The organism is Marinagarivorans sp. (assembly GCF_982758155.1).
On sequence record NZ_CEXWTU010000091.1, the window covers coordinates 1 to 17800 of the forward strand.

The 17800-nt window shown below is 45.6% G+C and carries 10 protein-coding genes and 1 pseudogene; 6 read left to right on the plus strand and 5 right to left on the minus strand.

All coding sequences use genetic code 11. The features are described from left to right. Nucleotides 1-222: 222 nt before the first annotated feature. Nucleotides 223-1098, plus strand: a complete 876-nt coding sequence (locus tag AC3A8L_RS11345; protein ID WP_487962371.1) for a hypothetical protein — start codon at nt 223-225, stop codon at nt 1096-1098. Nucleotides 1099-1348: 250 nt separating this feature from the next. On the opposite strand, the gene AC3A8L_RS11350 is transcribed toward AC3A8L_RS11345, so the two are convergent. Both AC3A8L_RS11350 and AC3A8L_RS11355 read right to left on the minus strand, forming a co-directional pair. Then, nucleotides 1349-2800 carry a DUF1552 domain-containing protein gene (locus AC3A8L_RS11350; protein WP_487962372.1) on the minus strand — a complete coding sequence of 484 codons (1452 nt, stop codon included), beginning with the start codon at nt 2798-2800 and terminating at the stop codon, nt 1349-1351. After that, nucleotides 2797-4731: a DUF1592 domain-containing protein gene (locus AC3A8L_RS11355; protein ID WP_487962373.1), complete on the minus strand. Its 1935-nt coding sequence runs from the start codon at nt 4729-4731 to the stop codon at nt 2797-2799. Before AC3A8L_RS11355 ends, AC3A8L_RS11350 begins: the two co-directional genes overlap by 4 nt. 713 nt (nt 4732-5444) lie before the next feature. Between AC3A8L_RS11355 and AC3A8L_RS11360 the strand changes: the two genes are divergently transcribed. Beyond that, the gene (locus AC3A8L_RS11360) at nt 5445-6161 is read left to right on the plus strand and encodes a malectin domain-containing carbohydrate-binding protein (protein ID WP_487962374.1); all 717 of its coding nucleotides are present in this window, start codon (nt 5445-5447) and stop codon (nt 6159-6161) included. A gap of 220 nt (nt 6162-6381) precedes the next feature. On the opposite strand, the gene AC3A8L_RS11365 is transcribed toward AC3A8L_RS11360, so the two are convergent. Next, the gene (locus tag AC3A8L_RS11365) at nt 6382-6540 is read right to left on the minus strand and encodes a hypothetical protein (protein ID WP_487962375.1); all 159 of its coding nucleotides are present in this window, start codon (nt 6538-6540) and stop codon (nt 6382-6384) included. A gap of 353 nt (nt 6541-6893) precedes the next feature. Here AC3A8L_RS11365 and AC3A8L_RS11370 point away from each other — a divergent pair, with 353 nt between their 5' ends. Next, nucleotides 6894-8471: a malectin domain-containing carbohydrate-binding protein gene (locus AC3A8L_RS11370; RefSeq protein ID WP_487962376.1), complete on the plus strand. Its 1578-nt coding sequence runs from the start codon at nt 6894-6896 to the stop codon at nt 8469-8471. 279 nt (nt 8472-8750) lie between these two features. On the opposite strand, the gene AC3A8L_RS11375 is transcribed toward AC3A8L_RS11370, so the two are convergent. After that, nucleotides 8751-9815 carry an alpha/beta hydrolase gene (locus tag AC3A8L_RS11375; protein ID WP_487962377.1) on the minus strand — a complete coding sequence of 355 codons (1065 nt, stop codon included), beginning with the start codon at nt 9813-9815 and terminating at the stop codon, nt 8751-8753. 90 nt (nt 9816-9905) lie between these two features. Continuing rightward, nucleotides 9906-12566 carry a glycoside hydrolase family 3 protein gene (locus tag AC3A8L_RS11380; RefSeq protein WP_487962378.1) on the minus strand — a complete coding sequence of 887 codons (2661 nt, stop codon included), beginning with the start codon at nt 12564-12566 and terminating at the stop codon, nt 9906-9908. A 594-nt stretch (nt 12567-13160) separates the two neighbouring features. On the opposite strand from AC3A8L_RS11380, the gene AC3A8L_RS11385 reads away from it, so the two are divergent. The 3 genes and pseudogenes from AC3A8L_RS11385 to AC3A8L_RS11395 form a co-directional block, all read left to right on the plus strand. Further along, nucleotides 13161-14261, plus strand: a complete 1101-nt coding sequence (locus tag AC3A8L_RS11385) for a hypothetical protein (RefSeq protein WP_487962379.1) — start codon at nt 13161-13163, stop codon at nt 14259-14261. Nucleotides 14262-14815: 554 nt separating this feature from the next. Continuing rightward, on the plus strand, nt 14816-16966 hold the full coding sequence (locus tag AC3A8L_RS11390; protein ID WP_487962380.1) for a di-heme oxidoredictase family protein: 2151 nt from the start codon (nt 14816-14818) through the stop codon (nt 16964-16966). Nucleotides 16967-17306: 340 nt separating this feature from the next. Beyond that, nucleotides 17307-17800, plus strand: a pseudogene (locus AC3A8L_RS11395) (hypothetical protein); the annotation flags it as partial.

A 17800-nucleotide genomic window follows, 5' to 3' on the forward strand; every position in this document is an offset into this window, starting at 1 on the left:
ATGCTGGGTTAAAGGGATGGGCGCAGCTCGCAAACTATTTGGCCGTTAGCCAATTGAGGAGTGCCTGTCCTCAATTCTTAGTGCTTAGAGGCGCCAAGGCCCTTAACCCACCAAAATATTTTCGAATATCTGACCTAGTCTTATCCATTAGGCAAATTTCACATTGCTCGTTTGAATTTTTACCGCTACGCTGACAAAAATAATCATTACGGTATTGCATAAATGTCACGGGTTAATTTTGAATTAAAACAGCAAAAAGAGTCCAACAAGGCTGCTCTTAAATATTATTCTGATTTTGAAAGCCACCGGCAGCAGCAAACCCAATATATATTATCGTCGGTTACGGAAAAGTCCGAACGCATTTGTATTCTGGGTGCGGGGAATTGCTACGATATTGACCTTGAACGCATAGCTGCGCATTTTTCTGAAATTCATTTAGTGGATATAGATCGCGATGCATTAATTAATGCCCGTGCGCGCGTATCGCCGGCGGTGATGAAAAAGCTATTTTTACATGCCCCGGTGGATGTTTCGTGCGCTAATAAAAAAATGGAGGCTTGGTTGGATATGAAAGTTTCACCAGAGGCCTTAATGGCCTTTCCTGAAACTGCGGTGAAATCGTTGTTGAAAAAATTACCGGGGCCTTTTGATTGCGTAGTCTCATCCTGTATTTTAAGCCAGATTATGTTAACCCTTCGGCGGGTGCTGGGCGAGCAACACCCACTTTTCGAAGCGGGACTCATTACACTCATTATTACGCATTTAAAAGCATTGTCTGCGTTAACTACGGAGAATGGTCAAGCGTTATTAATCACTGATGTGAGCTCGGACGATGTCGCACCACTGGCTGAATTTCCAAAACAAACAGACGGCTTAGATTTTTTACAAAAGCTGATTCAAAATCACCAAACATTTCATTATTTAGCGCCTGAATTATTGGCCACACTGGCCCAGCAAGATCCAGCTCTTGAACAAGCCGTAACAATCAGTGAACCACAAAAAGCATGGCTTTGGCATAACGGTCCAAAACAGACATTTTTGGTTTATGCCTTAGCGCTAATGAAAAAAACGCATCCAGAGCTCAGTGAAGGTTACTGAGATTGTGATGCGTTTTGAATTCAAGAACTGCTAAATTTTAACCTAAGGGACGAGGAAACAATATTTCATCCACTAATGCTTGATCTCGACCTCCTTACCTTCGTTGCTCAAAGCGTTACATGCCCCGGCATGCGCCCCTTTAAGCGCCTCGATAAGAAAGCCGATCCGATAACTGCTCCTGCGTTATTCTAATAACCTGCTTCCATGCAGGCCCTCTCGCCTAATTGGATAAACTATTATTGCCTCGTCCCTAACTAAAAATTCCGTTAATTGCGCCAGAGTAAAAATTCTGATTATCACCCATGGTGAAATTATCAAAGCCAAGTGGTCTGCCCAGCGACATCCAAAAATCATTTGTCGAGCGCATATTTCGAGAGGTTGCAGAAGATGGTCTTCCGCCACCATGCCTCCAATACTGGCCGCCTTGTAGGCCGGTATCATTACCGCCAAACATTACCCACGGCATACGATCCCAACTGTGATCCGCATGAGCAACTTCGGTAATGTAAGACAATATTGTGGTATCGAAAAGAGATTTCCCTGTTATGTCTGTGGTTGTGACAAGGCTGCGCAAAAAATCCCTTAAACGTTCTGCATACCAGACTTCAATGCGCGCTAAAAATTCTTCGCGTTCGTAACTGCGGGGTTTGTGGCTTGTGGTGTGATGCACTTTAAATGTAGATGGGCTTGGTGGCCACATGTCCGCAAAGCTAACGTGATTGGTGCCCGGCGACCATTGAAAGGTGACTGTTCGTGTTAAATCGCATTTAAAGGCCGCGCGAATAACAGACATATGTAGCTCGCCGATGCGGCGATGCTTAACATCGTCGCGTTCACTGACTTCGTTATTGGTGCCGTAATTGTCAGTTTTTGTATTGACCGAAATATTTTCCGGTGCGGTCTCTACACCACAAAAAACGGGATCGGTTGGATCATTTTGAAATTCTTTTTCAATTTCACGAACCGCATCTTCGTAAGCGTCGAGTTTGTCCCACTGCGACGCTGGGGCAAAGTTGCGCATTCGCTTAAGGTCGTTTAATGCGAAATCGAGTACGCTTTTATTATCTTGCACGGCCTGACTTGCACCAGCGCCCGGAGCAAGAGTTCCAAAAATACGCTCGTAAGCTTGCAGTGGTTGGTAGTAAGGTCTCATGGGCGCGCGAGCCCCCGAATATGATAAGTGTCGTGGTGAGACTTCACCCGGAGTATCGGCGCGCTGGTCACACGAAAGCTGAATAGAGGCTACCGGTGCCGCCTTCAAATACGGCGATCCCGCTAATAATAATTGATCGACGCTTGGGCCTTCAGCTTGTGGATCATCACCGCCGTTGCCTGCATATAATGTTGGGCTGCGACGCCCGGTAACGGTTAATACCGTGCCGCGTTCGTGACCGCCACCGTTAGAACCTATGTGCGGTAGACCTAAGCCATCAAACACAACCATGTTATTTTTAAATTCACTTAGCGGATTAAGAATTCTCGACATTTGATAGTTGGCTAAATTATTGCCGTTACCACTTGGCCACCAATGTTCGTGCACGGTACCAACAGGGCGTTGAAAATTAATAAATCGACGCGGGTCATTCGTACCCTGTTCTTGTGCGATGGCGCGCTGCACCCAACTAGAAAGACCAACAGCCGTACCGCCGAGTCCACAAAGAAAATTACGTCGATTGAGCTGGCTTAAAGAATGGGATTTCATTGTGATGTCTCCGCAGTGCGTAACGAAAGGGTTGGTGATTTAACGAGCGCTTTAATGATGTCGGTTAACGAGCTGTCTGGGTTTAAGTTTTGTGTAATATTTGTTACCTCACACTGACTGCGCTGGATGGCATCTGAACCCGTACTGTAAGCGACCATGTGGCGCGTTACGCATTCCGTAAAGTCGGAGCGTCCAGCGAGTAATTCACCAAAATCAACAACACCACTCACGACCTCGTCGAAACTCGCCATTTTAGATAAATCGATATCCGAAGTAATGTTCATACCCGATTCGTCAGTTGCGCGATAACGGCCGATAGCATCGTAGTTTTCAAACAGTAATCCATAAGCATCAAACTGATTATGGCAATCTTTACACGGTGAATTGGCCGCCCGAAAATCAGCCAGTTCCTGCTGGGTTGCATCGGACATTAACTGTTCACCGATTACGGCTAAGGCTTCTTCTGGTGGCGGTGGTATGCGAGCCATGCAAAGCATGGGTCCATTCACTAATAAACCACGTGCTACAACCGAAGTTTCGTCTGTACGTGAGAATGCTGTTAATACACTAGGCTGCGTTAAAATCCCGGCGCGATTGCCATCAGTTATTTCTACCTCTACAAACTCGTAGGGGTCTGATCCAGGGAATGGAATGCCGTATAAATCCGCTAGGGCATCGGTGACAAAAGTGGTGCGGCTAGACAATAATTTATTAATACCGCCGGTCCATAAGTGTTTGCGCAAAAACAATCGCGTTTCTTGATACATTTGCGCCGCTAAGCCCGCCGAGTATTCTGGAAACGTTTCGGGGTCTTTCACTTTGCCAAATAAGTTGCCCATATTCCAAGCGGATAGCAGGGTATATTCAATAGCTTCTTTTGTTTCTGGTTTTGCTAGCAAGCGATCCACTTGTGCCTCGCGTTCTGCGGGGTTACTTAGCGCGCCGGATTTTGCCGCTGCGAATAGCTCATCATCTGGTAGCGTGTCAGTTAAGAAGTAAGAGAGCGATGCGGCTAGCTCGTAGGGCGTTAGAGAATAAGTACCATCATTATTTCTATCGCCGTACTCGGTGCGATGATTAAACGATGCAGAAAACACTACAGCTTGCGTGGCTAGTTTAAGGCCGTGCACAAAGGATGTTTTTGCTCCCTGCTCAAAAACAGTCATTAGTTCGTCTATTTCTTCAGATGATACGGGGCGCTTAAAGCCGCGAGTGGCGAATTTTTCTATATACGTTCGCGCGCAATTATTGTCTGCCATTAAGCAACCAGAAGCCTGAATCGCTTTGCGTTTAAAATTAGTGGTTGCTAAGTCGGCCCAATCTAAGCGAATTCGTACTAACGAGGTATTGGCTATATTCCCTTTTTGCGAAAAAAGTTTAATGGCTGCGTCGGGTTGTACGCGCCCTTCGGCAATATTTTTCCCCATTAAGGACTGTAGTGATTTTACGAACGGAAGTTCGCCCAGCAAAATAAGATCTTGCGGGAAGCTTACATCGCACGCTGCTAAATCTACGTTGCCACCGTTAACGATAGTCGCCCAATTTTCAATGGCCTTTTGCACACTGCTGGCGGCGGCGCTGCAATCGCCGGGGCAGTTATGATGATCGTCCCGCAACCGACTTATAATTCGTGATGCCTGCGGTGCATCCAGTTTAACGACTGTTAGAGCAGCGCTGTGCGCTTGAGTAATATTTGAGTCTGAATGTAGGGGGATAATTTTAGCACCGCTACTATTGTGACAAACGGCGCAGTTTGCGTTTAAAAAAGGGTAAAGCGTTTGCTTAAACGCCTGTTCTGATTGGGTTAGTTGAGTGCTTGCCTGTGAGCTCGACGAAACCGATCCATTCGACGAAGTGCTCGGAATCGATGTCCCATCACAAGCGCTTAGCGCCAGTGTGAATATTGCTGCATACAGTGTAATTCGCGTCATTTTATTATCTCAATTTTATTATAATCGCTTTTCGATTTTGGCGGGAGAAAGCACAGGTAATACACGTCTTTACGCCATGAAAAAATTCCAGAATATGAGAACTTGTGTTTAGTGTTAAATAATCGACGGTCAAAAAATGATTACTAATGTGTATAAAATGGAGTAGTCTGGCCGTGTGCCATTTTAAGCATAAATAATTAATTGAGGTGCGAACCAGCGCACTTCTATGTGCAACCCAGCGCACATTTATTTAAAAAATTTCGTCGATAATCATTTGAAAAATAAAATAATTTAATAATTATGTCGATATTAATAATTTTTTTGAGAGTAACTTCTTGGATAGTAATATCCGCCCAATGTGTTGCCAAAAAAATCGAGTGGAAATGGAATTAAACAATGTACGGGCTGAGGGGGCTACGAGAAAGTCGCGAGATTATTTCGTTATAGTTTGAATACTTCTAATTACTTAAAGGGTTATTTATGTAGCCCTTTTAAGGCGATGGCTGCATTTTTTTGTCCGCGATGGCAGGGTGGGCGCTAATTATGCTCGTGGGTTAAGCCTGGGCGCGCCCAGACTGCTAGCTTTACTAATAGATGTTTTTTTGATTGTGTTTTTTGTAAGTCGCAGGGGGGCTTGCTGGGTCGGCGGCGGTTGTTCAGCCGTGTGCTGTTAAGTTTATTTTCTCTTTAATAATATAATGAGTGTAAATGATATGAATAATAAAAAGGTGTTTGGCGCCGTTAGCGCTGCAGTATTAAGCATGATTTTAAGCGCGGTATTAACGGGCTGCACAGCCGATGACGTTAATAACTCTAGCAGCACAACAGCAATATCTAGCTCTAGTATGAATAGTTCAGCCGCGAGTTCGCAGGTAAGTTTACCGCCGCTACCACCAGAGCTAGAGCTGGTTTACGCAATTAATGTTGGTTCTACAGAGCAAGCAACGTTAAATGACGTGATTTACCAGCCTGATCGCTTTTATATCGGTGGCGATGTTTATGCAACGCCTGATTTAGTTTCTGGTGTTGTTGATGGCAAGCTATACCAATCGGAGCGCTACGGTACTAGTCGCTATGAAATTCCTGTCACTAATGGTGTTTACGTTGTTATTTTGCATATGGCTGAGCTATATCAAACCGAAACGGGCCTACGCAATTTCAATGTGGTTGTCGAGGGCAATAACGATTTATCCAGTCTCGACCTCTATAGCTTGGTTGGGCACGATGGCGCTTTTGATTGGGAATATGAGGATGTTGTTGTCGGCGATGGCTCGATATCAATTAGTTTAGAAGAAATTATTGATAATCCAACCATAAGTGGTATTGCGATTTATTCAAATAATGGTGGTCAACTTGTAGAACCATCCGCTGCGAGCGCTTTAGATCAATTGTATATTGATGTGCTTTGTGCAACCTCAGCTGATTGTTGATAGTCCGCTCAACTAATGTTTAGGCTATTTTTGGACTATGTTTAGGCAGTGTCTAGATTATGGTTTCCAGTCCAAGCTTAATTTGTGTCGACTGAGTCCACGTTCTGGTTGAGTCAATTAAAAGTGACACCGGCTGCTCATCGGTCGAGTGGCCACTTTGCGGGCCTTGGGTTTTAAGGCTCGAGGTAATAATAAGGCTGGAAGTTATAATAAGCCTTATCTACTGCCGGTTTTTCTTTGGCCAATATTGATACTTTTGTAAGTTTTTTCTGGTGAACGCACGACCGTCTAAGCTTTCGCGGCTAGAAATTATGATTTTCTTATCGGTATTTACCTGCACTTTAATACTTTCTTGCCGATAACTTCTCAATATGCTCAAGTCCTTATTTCCTAACCCGGGGCCGAATGGAAGCCCTAATTTTGGAGTTTGTGTGAGGCTTGTCACGCCTAGGTGTTATTTAAATTTCTGATAATAATAGAAATAATGTAAAAAAATAACAAAATCTGTTTTTAGTGATAACACTGACGTTTGTATTTGTTCTAATCCTGTTTTGGTTGCTAGCTTCAGGGAAATTGCAATTTCACAGCGTCCGTGTTTTCAATTGGGTGTATTCGATGTTGATAAACGTTTGAATAATTCCTGTTTAAAAGTATTCGGTGTCTGGGTGATACTTTTTTGCGCATATGCTGCGAAGTAAAAAAATAGCGTAATTTAATCGTGTGAGACTAATAATGAAAAATCAGGTAATGATGGAAGTGCTAGCAAGTGGTGTGGGCCGTTATGCGGCTAAGTGTTGTAAAATGCTGCTAGTTATTGCGTGCGCTTCTTTTGGGTTGGTGGCCTGCGATGGTGGCTCGGTAGTTGCCTCTAGCGTGCCGGCTATGAGCTCCAGTGAAGTTACACAGGCCAGCGAATCATCAGTGCCAGTGACCAGCGCCTCTGCATCATCAAGTGTGCCTGATACAAACAGTATGGATGTTCCTGCCGATGCAAGTCTTGTATTTGCGATAAATGCTGGGGCTGCAGCGGCGGCTTCTTTAGGCGGGGTTACCTACAGTCCAGATCGATTTGCAACAGGAGGCACGGTTAACGTCACAGCCGATGCTATTACTGGCGTTGTCGACTACGCGGTTTATCAGTCTGAGCGTTATGGCAGTTACGCCTATGAAATTCCGGTTACCATGGCGACTTATAGTGTTAAATTACATTTTGTCGAAATGTTTCACAATGCCGCTGAAGCTAGGCTTTTTAATGTGAACGTTGAAGGGCAGCCAAGCATCAGTGAATTGGATGTGTTTGCTGAGGTGGGTAGTAACGCAGCCTATGATGTCGTTATTAATAATATCGCGGTGAGTGATGGTAAGCTTTCGATAGAGTTAACGACGGTAACCGATAACGCTACAATTAGCGGCATTGCGATTTACTCTAATGACGGTGGACAATATGAGGAGCCGCCGGAGCCGGTGTGTAACGATGCCCAGCGGCAAATACCTAGAGCGGTGAATTACGCAACCGAGTTTAATGACCCACAATATTTTGATAACAATGTGGCAAGGTCGCCTACAGGGGCGCGTGGTTTTGTTATTGAACAAGCCAGTGCAACACTTCCGAATCACACTATTTATCGCCCGCAAACCTTAACCGATAATGACAACTTGCCCATAGTGGCATGGGGTAATGGTGGGTGTTCGAACGATGGTTTGAGCCAAGCGGATTTCCTATCTGAAATTGCCTCACATGGCTATATCGTTATTGCCAATGGTGCACCCGGTGGCGGTGGTAACAATGACCAGCATGAAACAGAATTAGTGAAAGCTATCGACTGGGCGATTGCTGAAAATGGGCGTGAATGTAGTCAGTTCTATGGCAAACTCAATGTCGAAAAAATTGCGGCTATGGGTTGGTCTTGTGGCGGTGGGATGGCCCATTATGCTGCGATTGATCCGCGTGTAGATACAGGTGTTGCACTTAATAGTGGGCTTTACAGTGGCGATCGTTTCGGTTACTACGATCGCTTTCGTACGCCTATAGCGATATTCAACGGTAATCAATCAGATGTTGCTTACAGCAATGGCTTGCAGGCGTTTGATGAAATTACTAACGTGCCTGTTTATCATGCAAACCATGCCAACCTTGGTCATGGGGATGCTTATTTTCAAGACAACGGTGGCGATTTGGGTAAGGCGGCCGTAGGGTGGTTAAACTTCCAGCTGAAGGACGATATGTCTGAAACTGGCAGAGGCAGGTTTTTTGGTAACAATTGTTTTATGTGCCGCGCACCTTGGACGAGCAAGAGTAAAGACTTTTAGTTTAATTTTTTCTTTTACATAAAATTCGGCGCCAATTTATTTGAGCGCCGTTTTTTTGTTTAAGCTTTTAGTAACTATTCTAGGGTTGTGTGAGGAGCCGAAAAAACGCTCACTGAACCCTAGCATGGCATTAACTTTTGGCCCAGGATCGCTTCGCTGCTTCTATAGCAGTATTTCTAGCGTCGTACTCAATTTTTCTGGATCTCATCTAGAGTGACTAGTATCAATCCAAAAAAATCTCCGTTCAAAGCTATAAATACCACTCTAAAAGCTCCTGAGCTAAAAACCTAATGCAATGTTAGGGGGGAGTGACTTTTTAAGAAAGATAATCATGTCATCTAATACCTTTGGGGCTCGGTCTTGAAAGCAGTCAGGCATGTAGTTGGGGCAGCCGCTGTCTAAAAAACCATGGCCTTTACCCGGATAGATTTTAAATTCTACGGTTTGCTTTGCCTGCTTTAATTTATTCACATAGGATTGCGCTATTTTTGGGGTGGTCATTGAGTCTTCGCTGCCCACTAATACAAATTGTGGTGGCAGTTGGTATTGCTTGGCGTTGGGTATGTAATTAATCGGTGATACGGCGCGGTAAAATTCTGGCCGAGATTCTACATTAATATTTTTTCCAAAAAGGCCTCTCGGCGTTACATCGGCATATTTCCAAAATGGATTGTTGGCTGTTTCAAAGCCGTTTTTGGCCGCTTGCTGAAGGTCGAATGCGGTGTAGCTTAAGATAACAGCTTGTATTTTTAGACCGTCTTTTTGAGCAATCTTTTCAGGCGTCATATTTTTAGGAAGGTAGGTCGGTGCAAAACCAAGGCTATTGCCTTCGAACCTATCGGCTTCTAACTGCCGCCCGGCAAGCATCACCATTGAAGCCAAATGCCCGCCAGCGCTATCACCGGTTACCGCTACTTTTTCGGGGTTTCCGCGATACTGCTTGATATTGTCTTTCACCCAGAGGACTACGCCCATGGCATCTTCGACTAATTCGTTGGCTGTAGTTGTATTGTTGTTGTCGCCTAATAATCGGTAATTGGCATTTACAACGACTAAGTCGCCATTTTTTGCCATATATTCAGCCATGTTGTCCATTATAGATTTGGAGTTAAGCAGCCAGCCGCCGCCGTGGAAAATAATTAGTACAGGGTAGGCTTTCTTTTTAGTTTTAGGTTCGTAAATATCCAGCGTGAGTTTAAAGCCATTAGGCTGCGCCCATAGAATATCTTTATGGACTTTAACTGTGCTGTTAGCATTGCTGGGGATGTCGGCGTTGCTAGCAAGGCAAGTAGCCAGTGCGCAAGCGCTAATTAAGCCCATAAAAAAACTTTTCATCTTTTTCATAGTAATCTCACAGAGTCGATGAGCTATAACTGTAGCGGTTAACGACCTATGCATTGCAACGGCTATGCATAGGTCGTTAACCTTTAATAATTAACGAATGTTAAACGTTGTTTGTATACCTGCGGGTTGTACTAACCCTTTGCGCACTTTAGGCAAGCCGCCGCCAACCCAAAGTGTTGCAGTGCCGGGTTGAATATTGCTTGTGCCTGCATCATCAATTAAACGTAACTGTTCGGGGCGTAACGTAAACTTTACGGTTTGCTCTGCGCCTTTTTTTAAATGAATACGCTGAAAACCCACTAAGGTTTGAATAGGGGCACCGTCGACATCGGGGCGCGATAAATACAGTTGCACCACTTCGTCGCCATCCCATTTTCCGGTGTTAGCCACCTGAACTGAGACTGTCACTTTTTTGCTGGATGCGCTGACTTTTGAAGGGCTTACCTTTATTTTATTGTAGCTAAACTGCGTGTAAGACAACCCATAGCCAAAGGGGTAAAGCGCTTCGCCTGTAAAATAACGGTAGGTGCGATTGGCCATAGAGTAATCACTAAATGGGGGTAAATCGTCAATAGATTTGTAAAAGGTAACGGGTAAACGGCCGCCTGGACTATAGTCGCCAGCAATTAATTTTGCGACGGCTTCGCCACCTTGACCGCCAGGATACCAAGCCTCCACAATCGCGGGCACATTGTTATCCGCCCAATTTATACTTAGTGCGCTACCGTTCATTAGCACCAAAATAATGGGCTTTCCTGTGTTAGCAATACGCTTTAAAAGGTTTTCTTGTACGGTCGGTAAATCTAATCGGGTTCGATCTCCGCCATTAAAACCGGGTACTGCTACAGGAATTTCTTCTCCTTCGAGCTCTGCGGTTAAGCCAGCTACAAATACGACAACATCAGATTTTTTAGCGGCAGCAATAGCGTTTTGGCTACCTGCGTTGCTGGGAAGGCTCCACACCAAGCGCTCGCTGCCTTCTGTTTGACGTTGAAAGGCTTCAACTTTAATGGCATACCTTTTACCTTCAGTAAGCTCAATTTTCCCGCTCGCCATCGTGGGGCGCCAATCTACTCCCCAGGCATTAATCACGATTTTTTCGTCTATCCAAATACGGTAGCCGCCGTTGGCCTCATAACGAAATGTATAAGCGCCCGTTTCTGGCGCTGTAATAAAACCGGTGAAGCGCACGGCGCCATGTTTTAATTCGCCTTCCCATGTTAAAGATGCGTTTTGCTCAATACTTTTTGAAATGGATTCGCCTTCAAAGTTTTGAGATGAAAAATATTCCGCTTTTATACCCTCTTTACGGCACTTTTTATCTACGCATAGCGCTGAAGTGGGTACGGAAAATTGATACGGATCTAATAATCCAGACCCCTTGATGTAGTGTATATCGCTATTTTTAAAGCGAGCTTTTATACCTTCGAGTACAGTAACGGGATGCGATGGGCTGCCGTTATAATTGCCGACTAGGCTATCGATATTGTCGGCATTAGGGCCAATCACGGCGATACTTTTAATGGAATTTTTGAGCGGTAAGGTATTGTTGCTGTTTTTAAGTAATACGAGAGACTCTTGCGCCATAGTTAAGGCTAATTGGCGATTCGCTTCGCTATCAAAATCCTTTGCTGTAATTTTAGGAAAAACTGTATGCGGTGCATCAAATTGACCAAGTGCAATACGCGCGGTAAATAGCCGTTTTAACGCGAGGGTAATTTCGGCTTCCGATAATAAACCTTTTTCTATCGCTTGAAGAATGTGCTCAGACTCCTCGGCTGGCCCGCAAATAAGATCCATCCCCGATTTAAACGCTAGGGCAACGGCTTCTGGTGGTGTTGCGCTGTATTCGTGATGCCCTTTTTTGTAAATGTCACCCACAGCATCGCAATCGGATACTACATAGCCTTCAAACCCCCATTCTTTGCGCAGGCGATTGTTGAGTAGATCGGTATTGCCGCATGCGGGTACGCCATCAACCGCGTTGTATGCGCACATTACCGATTGTGCACCACCCTCGATGACAGCGGCTTTAAAGGCGGGCAGGTAGGTTTCTTCTAAATCTTTTGCTGATGGATGCACGTCTTCGCGATGCCGGTTTGCTTCTGGACCGCTGTGCACGGCGTAGTGTTTTGGCGTGGCAATAGTTTTGAAGTGTTGCGTGTTATTACCTTGAAGCCCTTTAATAAAGGCTACACCTAAACGGGATGTTAAATACGGGTCTTCGCCATAGGTTTCTTGTCCTCGGCCCCAGCGTGGATCCCGGAAAATATTAATATTAGGGGACCACACCGTCAAACCGCCAAACCAATCGGAGCCGCCAAAGCGGTGTTGGTTCGCTAAATACTTAGCCCGAAACTCTGTTGAAATCAAATCTCCTACGGTTTTAAACAGAGGTTCGTTCCATGTGGCGGCCATTCCAATGGCTTGAGGAAAAACAGTCGCGTGGCCCACAGAGGCAACGCCGTGCAAGCCTTCATTCCACCAGTTGTATTCGCGAACGCCCAGGCGAGGTATGGCTGGGGCATCGTTAACCAATTGAGCGGCTTTTTCTTCTAATGTCATACGGCCGACTAAATCAGCGGCACGCTCGGCTGCATCGAGAGTTGTATCTTTATAAGGCCGAGGCGAAACTTCTTGTGCAAAAAGTAATGTTGGTGCGCTTAGGCCCACACAAAGGAGCCATATATTCGTGCATTTAAAAGCCGTTTTTAGGCTGGATTTTGAGTATCCTATTTTTATCTTCTTCATGGGGAGCTCATATTCTAGTGGTTTGTATTTTGAATTTTTGAAATCGTCCCGAGTCTTTAAAGTTCGAGTTTTTTATAATTTTAATTTTTATTAAAGACTTTAATTGAGCCTTTATGAGGAGTAGATAACATATTTCTTAGATTGTAAGAGCCACGTCAATACCGGCTTACGTTAATCTATTATTGGCTTGCCGGATTGATAGTTTTTGCGCTTTTGATGGTTTAATTTTAACCATCTTGATAATTTAATAATTACCTTAAGTTCTAGTAAATTTCGCGTTGATAAAGTGGAAAGCTCGATAGCGGTCATTGTAAATGAAGTTGTTGTCAGTAGCGTTTACGCCCCTTAGCATCAGTTACCCCTTCCTGCCTTTATCTATTTACCACATCAAATCCCGTGAGCTAGTGACGCACACCTTCTGTGCTTGGGCGGCTTATCGGAAATGCGAGTTACGGTGGTACAATCTCTGGCGCTGAAATGACTTATTGAAATGGCATTGATTGTGCTTGTTGAGTCTGAACGGAGGGTGATAGCTGGGCTTGTGCGTCGCGCCTGGCTATTGGCCGTAATGCTTTATTTAACGAAGGAGTGGGTATGAGATTTATTGTAGGTATTTTATTGGCTGTTTTGAGTGTGAATGTAATGTCGCTTGATGGCCGTACAGAGTTTAAAGGAGTGGCTAACCTCTATGCGCGGATGCTGGTCTCGGAGGATGCGGAGACGATTAAGACCGGGGCAAAGTCAATTTATAAAGATTCACTGGTGGATGAGGAGCTATTTGACCTGACTGCTGAAATTTTGCATGAAAATTTCGCTGATGAAGGCTTGCGGGCGAGCCGAACCGATCTGATTGCCTGGCTTGCCAAAGTGCTTGGACAAAGTGGCAATGCTCGCTATAAATCGACCATTACAATATTGGTGGATAGTGGCGATAAAAAGTTGATGAAGTATGGCCAGAATGCCCTGGTTCAACTGCGAAAGGGAGCTAGCGCCTCGGAATTTGTTGTGTCCGATGGTGTTTTAAATCAGATGAAAAAGAAGTACCGTCAAGCACTGGCGCCTAGCACTTCAGATAAAAAATCCTTTTTAACTATCAATGTTGACGATTCTCTGACTGCCATTATTGAGCGGGTGGGGATGCCCGACGAGCTATGGTCGCAGGATGGGCATACGGTACATGCTCGCCACTTTAGGGCTACATTTTCGGGTTTGGTGTTGGCGTATAACAACTTCGGCTTGGTTTACTTACACCACAGCCAAGGAAGTTGGTTGGTGAGTGCGGTATCGAATGTATATATGCTGATGGGTAAAGACGTTGATGACGATACCCTTAATGTTGCGACTAGTATATTAGGTAATGGCTGGAAAGAGACTATGCTGCTGTTAAACACTAAGGCGGCATCTGGCAAGCAATACGATGAGCGCGTTTATGATATTGCTACAGAACGGCTGTATCGCTCGATGGATTCTCAGGCTGCCTTTGAAATCAAAATGTTCACGTATTTGGCGAAATTTATCGGTGTGGGCGGCAACCCAAAATATATCAACGCGCTAGAGGATATTGCCAAGAATTCTGATTCGCGACATATTCGCAAGCACGCTAAAAAAGCGGCTAAGGCTTTGAGTGAAGTGGCAAACCAAGATAAGCCTGTGACTCAATATGTACCCGGCAGCATTGATATTGGAAAGTATTAAGGGGGGCCTTTGTTAAGGGGCGTGCATGAAATAACTTCCCGTTTTTGAATTACTGGGTGCACGCTTGCCTTCGTTAACAATATTTGCAATAGCCGGCTATTACGCCATATTTTCGCCTCGTCAAGCAAGCAAGCAAGCAAGCAAGCAAGCAAGCACCCACAACCCAAATTCCAGCAACTTATTCCGTGCACGCCCCTAAGCATTGCAATAGCGCCATGGATGGCAGTCTTTAAGATGGGAAGGTTCGGTTTACTTCCCGTTCTCCTCCTCCAGTATTCTTTCCTCGTCCCTGATGATTCGAATCTAAAGCCTTTTTGAGTATTGCTGCAAGATTCAGCTTCCCCGTGATCCTAAATATTGTTCCTCCTTGCTTATCAGTTTTATCGCCCAATTGTGTAATCCGTTACTATCCTGAGTGTAAAGTGCATCACGTTTTCATGAAGTGGCACGTGCCAAGTCGTGTTGTTGGACGATTTTTGCGCATGATGTGCGAGGCTAGCCTTTAGTCTTGTGCCGGTTGGCTGAGGCGTTATAACAATAATACAGAGGTTACTATGACGATCGCTCGGATGTTAAAAAGCAAAACCGCAGTCCCCATGCATTTGTTATTCAGGTCGAAAGCTTCGCCGCTACTAGCGTTTGCGCTAGCCAGTGTGATGGTGGCTGGGTGTACGGGTGGAGGATCATCTAGTTCTGCAGCATCCGATACCGCATCAAGCGTACTTGCGAGTAGTTCTTCTTTATCGACTAGCAGCACGACAACGAGTGTTAGCTCCTCGATGGCGAGCGCTAGCAGTATTGCAGCGGTTGCGCTTAAGCCACTTTATGATTCCACTACCGTTTTAGAGGCGCCTATAAAGTTCGACAGAGGCGACGCTTTGGTCACGCGCTTTGCCGATCGTGGGCGCGACCGCCATGCGAAGGAAAATCAATTTCAGGCCTATGATCACTTCTTAACGTTTTATTGGGAAAATCGAACGGCTTCGATCGAGATTATTGATGAGGTTGCCAAAGGTGGCGATACGATTCGCATGAATGTAGTCACCCAATGGCGGCTGGATGATACCGAAGCGGAAAATCGCTGGTTTTATCGCGGCCTGAATACCGTTGCTGAGTTTTACGATAACGGCACGATGGTGCGTGAGGATGACTACCACTATTACAAAGAGCGAGACTGGAATTACCGAGAAAATCGAGCCTTGCAAATTGGCGATAAAATTGAATTTGAAATGAGCCAGTTCTTAACCGATAACTTACCGCGCGGGCGAGCCAATTATTACGGTACAACCTACTTATATATTGTGGGAGAGGGCATTGTGCCTTGGGATATTGATGGCGATACCTTTGTGCAGGGTAATGGTTTCCATCAAAAAGATTCCGTAAAAGTTCCTGAGCAAGCCTGGCTAGGCGGGGGCACGACACTGCCCTATATGCATTCTGGCGAGCCCGATAATCATTTTATGCAAATGGCGACGAACTTAGGTTTTGATAACGGCCAGAAATTTGTTTTGGGTCGCCATGTTCATCATTCATCGTTTGTGGATGGCAGCCATGATGAAAACGCAGAAAATGGTATTTTTGATGATGTTGTGGGTTTGGCCGGTGGCAATGCGGTAAATGATCGTTGTACGGGTTGCCATAAGCGCAATGGTCGCGCCTTGCCCGAAGCTATTGGTGTACCGCTGGATAAGTGGGTGTTTAAAGTCGGTGACGCAAACGGCCAACCAGATGCTCGTATTGGTGCTGTATTGCAGCCGAGCTTGATGGGCAGCCCCAGCGGTGAGGGTGAGGTATCTATCGCGGCTTGGAATGATGTGAATGGTTTACGTGCGCCAGTTTATGCGTTCAGCGAGGGCGAACCGGCACAGTTTTCGGCCCGCATTGCGCCCCAGTTAGTGGGTATGGGGCTGTTAGAGGCCATTCCTGAAAGCACTATATTGGCGTGGGAAGATGTTGGCGACAGTAATGGCGATGGTATTTCGGGTAAAGCTCGCATCGTAGCGGACCCAGTAACGGGCGATTCACGCCTAGGGCGCTTTGGTTGGAAGGCGGGCGCTTCAAGTATTCGTCATCAGGTGGCAGGCGCGCTGAATACGGATATGGGGGTAAAAACCAGTGTGTTACCCAATTTGGATTGTGGCTCTGGCCAGGCGCCTTGCCCACAAAGCGATAGTGCATTAAGTGACGAGCACTTGAACGATCTGGTTAAATACATCGCATTATTGGGTGTACGGCCGCAGCGCGACGTATTGAATGCTGATGTTATCGCTGGCAAGCAGTTATTTGTAGACGCTGGTTGTGAGTCTTGTCACCGCGCTAGCTTTACTACTAGCGAATATCATCCATTTGCCGAGTTACAATCACAAAATATTCAGCCCTATACGGACTTGTTGCTCCACGATATGGGCGAAGGCTTGGCGGATAACTTGGCCGAAGGTACGGCCTCTGGCGCTGAATGGCGTACAACACCATTATGGGGTTTAGGGTTGTCGGCTTGTGTTGCTGGTGGTGTGACCAACCCAACAGGCCGCGAAGGTGATGAAGCTTGTAACGCCGAGCATAGTTACTTGCATGATGGTCGTGCGCGCTCTATTGAAGAGGCTATTTTGTGGCATGGCGGTGAAGGTGAGGCTTCGAATAATCACTACCAGCAATTGGGTGCGGTACAGCAGCAGCAAATGCTGCGTTTTTTAGAGTCGCTCTAGGGTTTGACCAATAAATGCGTTAGTGTCGACCCTATTTACACTCTGGGTATTTAAGTAAAAGGCGGCCTCGGGGTCGCCTTTTTTGTTGTATTTTCTGTGGCGCGCAAAGCTACTAATGGTGCGAATTGTGGTTTTTTTGAGCTGAAAAATGGCGTGGTGTGTTGTTGTTGGTGTGAAGTTTGCTAATAGTCTGCCATCGCTATACAAACGAAAAGACCTGTGGCTGCGTGCTTAGGTTTTTTTCTCTGGCGAAACATTATTGGTTAGAACGTTGAATGCCGTGTGCTCAACGCTCTCGCGTAAGCCAGTTCATTAAGCTTATTTCGATTGAGGAATCATCATGAAAATATTGCACCGCATTGCGGCCGCTTTACTTGTTTTACCAACAACCGCTTTGGCGGTTGATTTTGATCTAACGGATACTGAAGGTCGTTATGAAATGCATCGCGACTATTCTGTTGGCGGCATCAATCTGAGTATCACGGGTTATACCGGTGGTTATTACGACGATCGTGCCGGTCGAGAGTTTGGTGCTGACATTCATCGTACCGCTGTAGGCACCTTTGGCAGCTCTGGTTTGGGCGTCGAGAATGCCAATTCACCAAACCACGCGGTCGATAATGGCTGGCCAAACTTTGACATGATGTTGCTCACCTTTGATCAAGCCGTTAGCTTGGATACGGCTTCTATTGGCTGGCATCGTAACGACAGTGATTTAACCATTATGGCTTACACCGGCACAGGTTCGGCTACCGATACTTTTGCGGGTAATAAATGGGATGATGCGCTTTCACAAAACTGGGACGGCGGCCACTTTTTAGATGTCGCGAGCCA

Excerpts from the sequence above, each read along its gene's own strand:
- AC3A8L_RS11345 (WP_487962371.1), top strand. The coding sequence starts at position 223 with ATGTCACGGGTTAATTTTGAATTAAAACAGCAAAAAGAGTCCAACAAG.
- AC3A8L_RS11350 (WP_487962372.1), bottom strand. The coding sequence starts at position 2,800 with ATGAAATCCCATTCTTTAAGCCAGCTCAATCGACGTAATTTTCTTTGT.
- AC3A8L_RS11355 (WP_487962373.1), bottom strand. The coding sequence starts at position 4,731 with ATGACGCGAATTACACTGTATGCAGCAATATTCACACTGGCGCTAAGC.
- AC3A8L_RS11360 (WP_487962374.1), top strand. The coding sequence starts at position 5,445 with ATGAATAATAAAAAGGTGTTTGGCGCCGTTAGCGCTGCAGTATTAAGC.
- AC3A8L_RS11370 (WP_487962376.1), top strand. The coding sequence starts at position 6,894 with ATGAAAAATCAGGTAATGATGGAAGTGCTAGCAAGTGGTGTGGGCCGT.
- AC3A8L_RS11375 (WP_487962377.1), bottom strand. The coding sequence starts at position 9,815 with ATGAAAAAGATGAAAAGTTTTTTTATGGGCTTAATTAGCGCTTGCGCA.
- AC3A8L_RS11380 (WP_487962378.1), bottom strand. The coding sequence starts at position 12,566 with ATGAAGAAGATAAAAATAGGATACTCAAAATCCAGCCTAAAAACGGCT.
- AC3A8L_RS11385 (WP_487962379.1), top strand. The coding sequence starts at position 13,161 with ATGAGATTTATTGTAGGTATTTTATTGGCTGTTTTGAGTGTGAATGTA.
- AC3A8L_RS11390 (WP_487962380.1), top strand. The coding sequence starts at position 14,816 with ATGACGATCGCTCGGATGTTAAAAAGCAAAACCGCAGTCCCCATGCAT.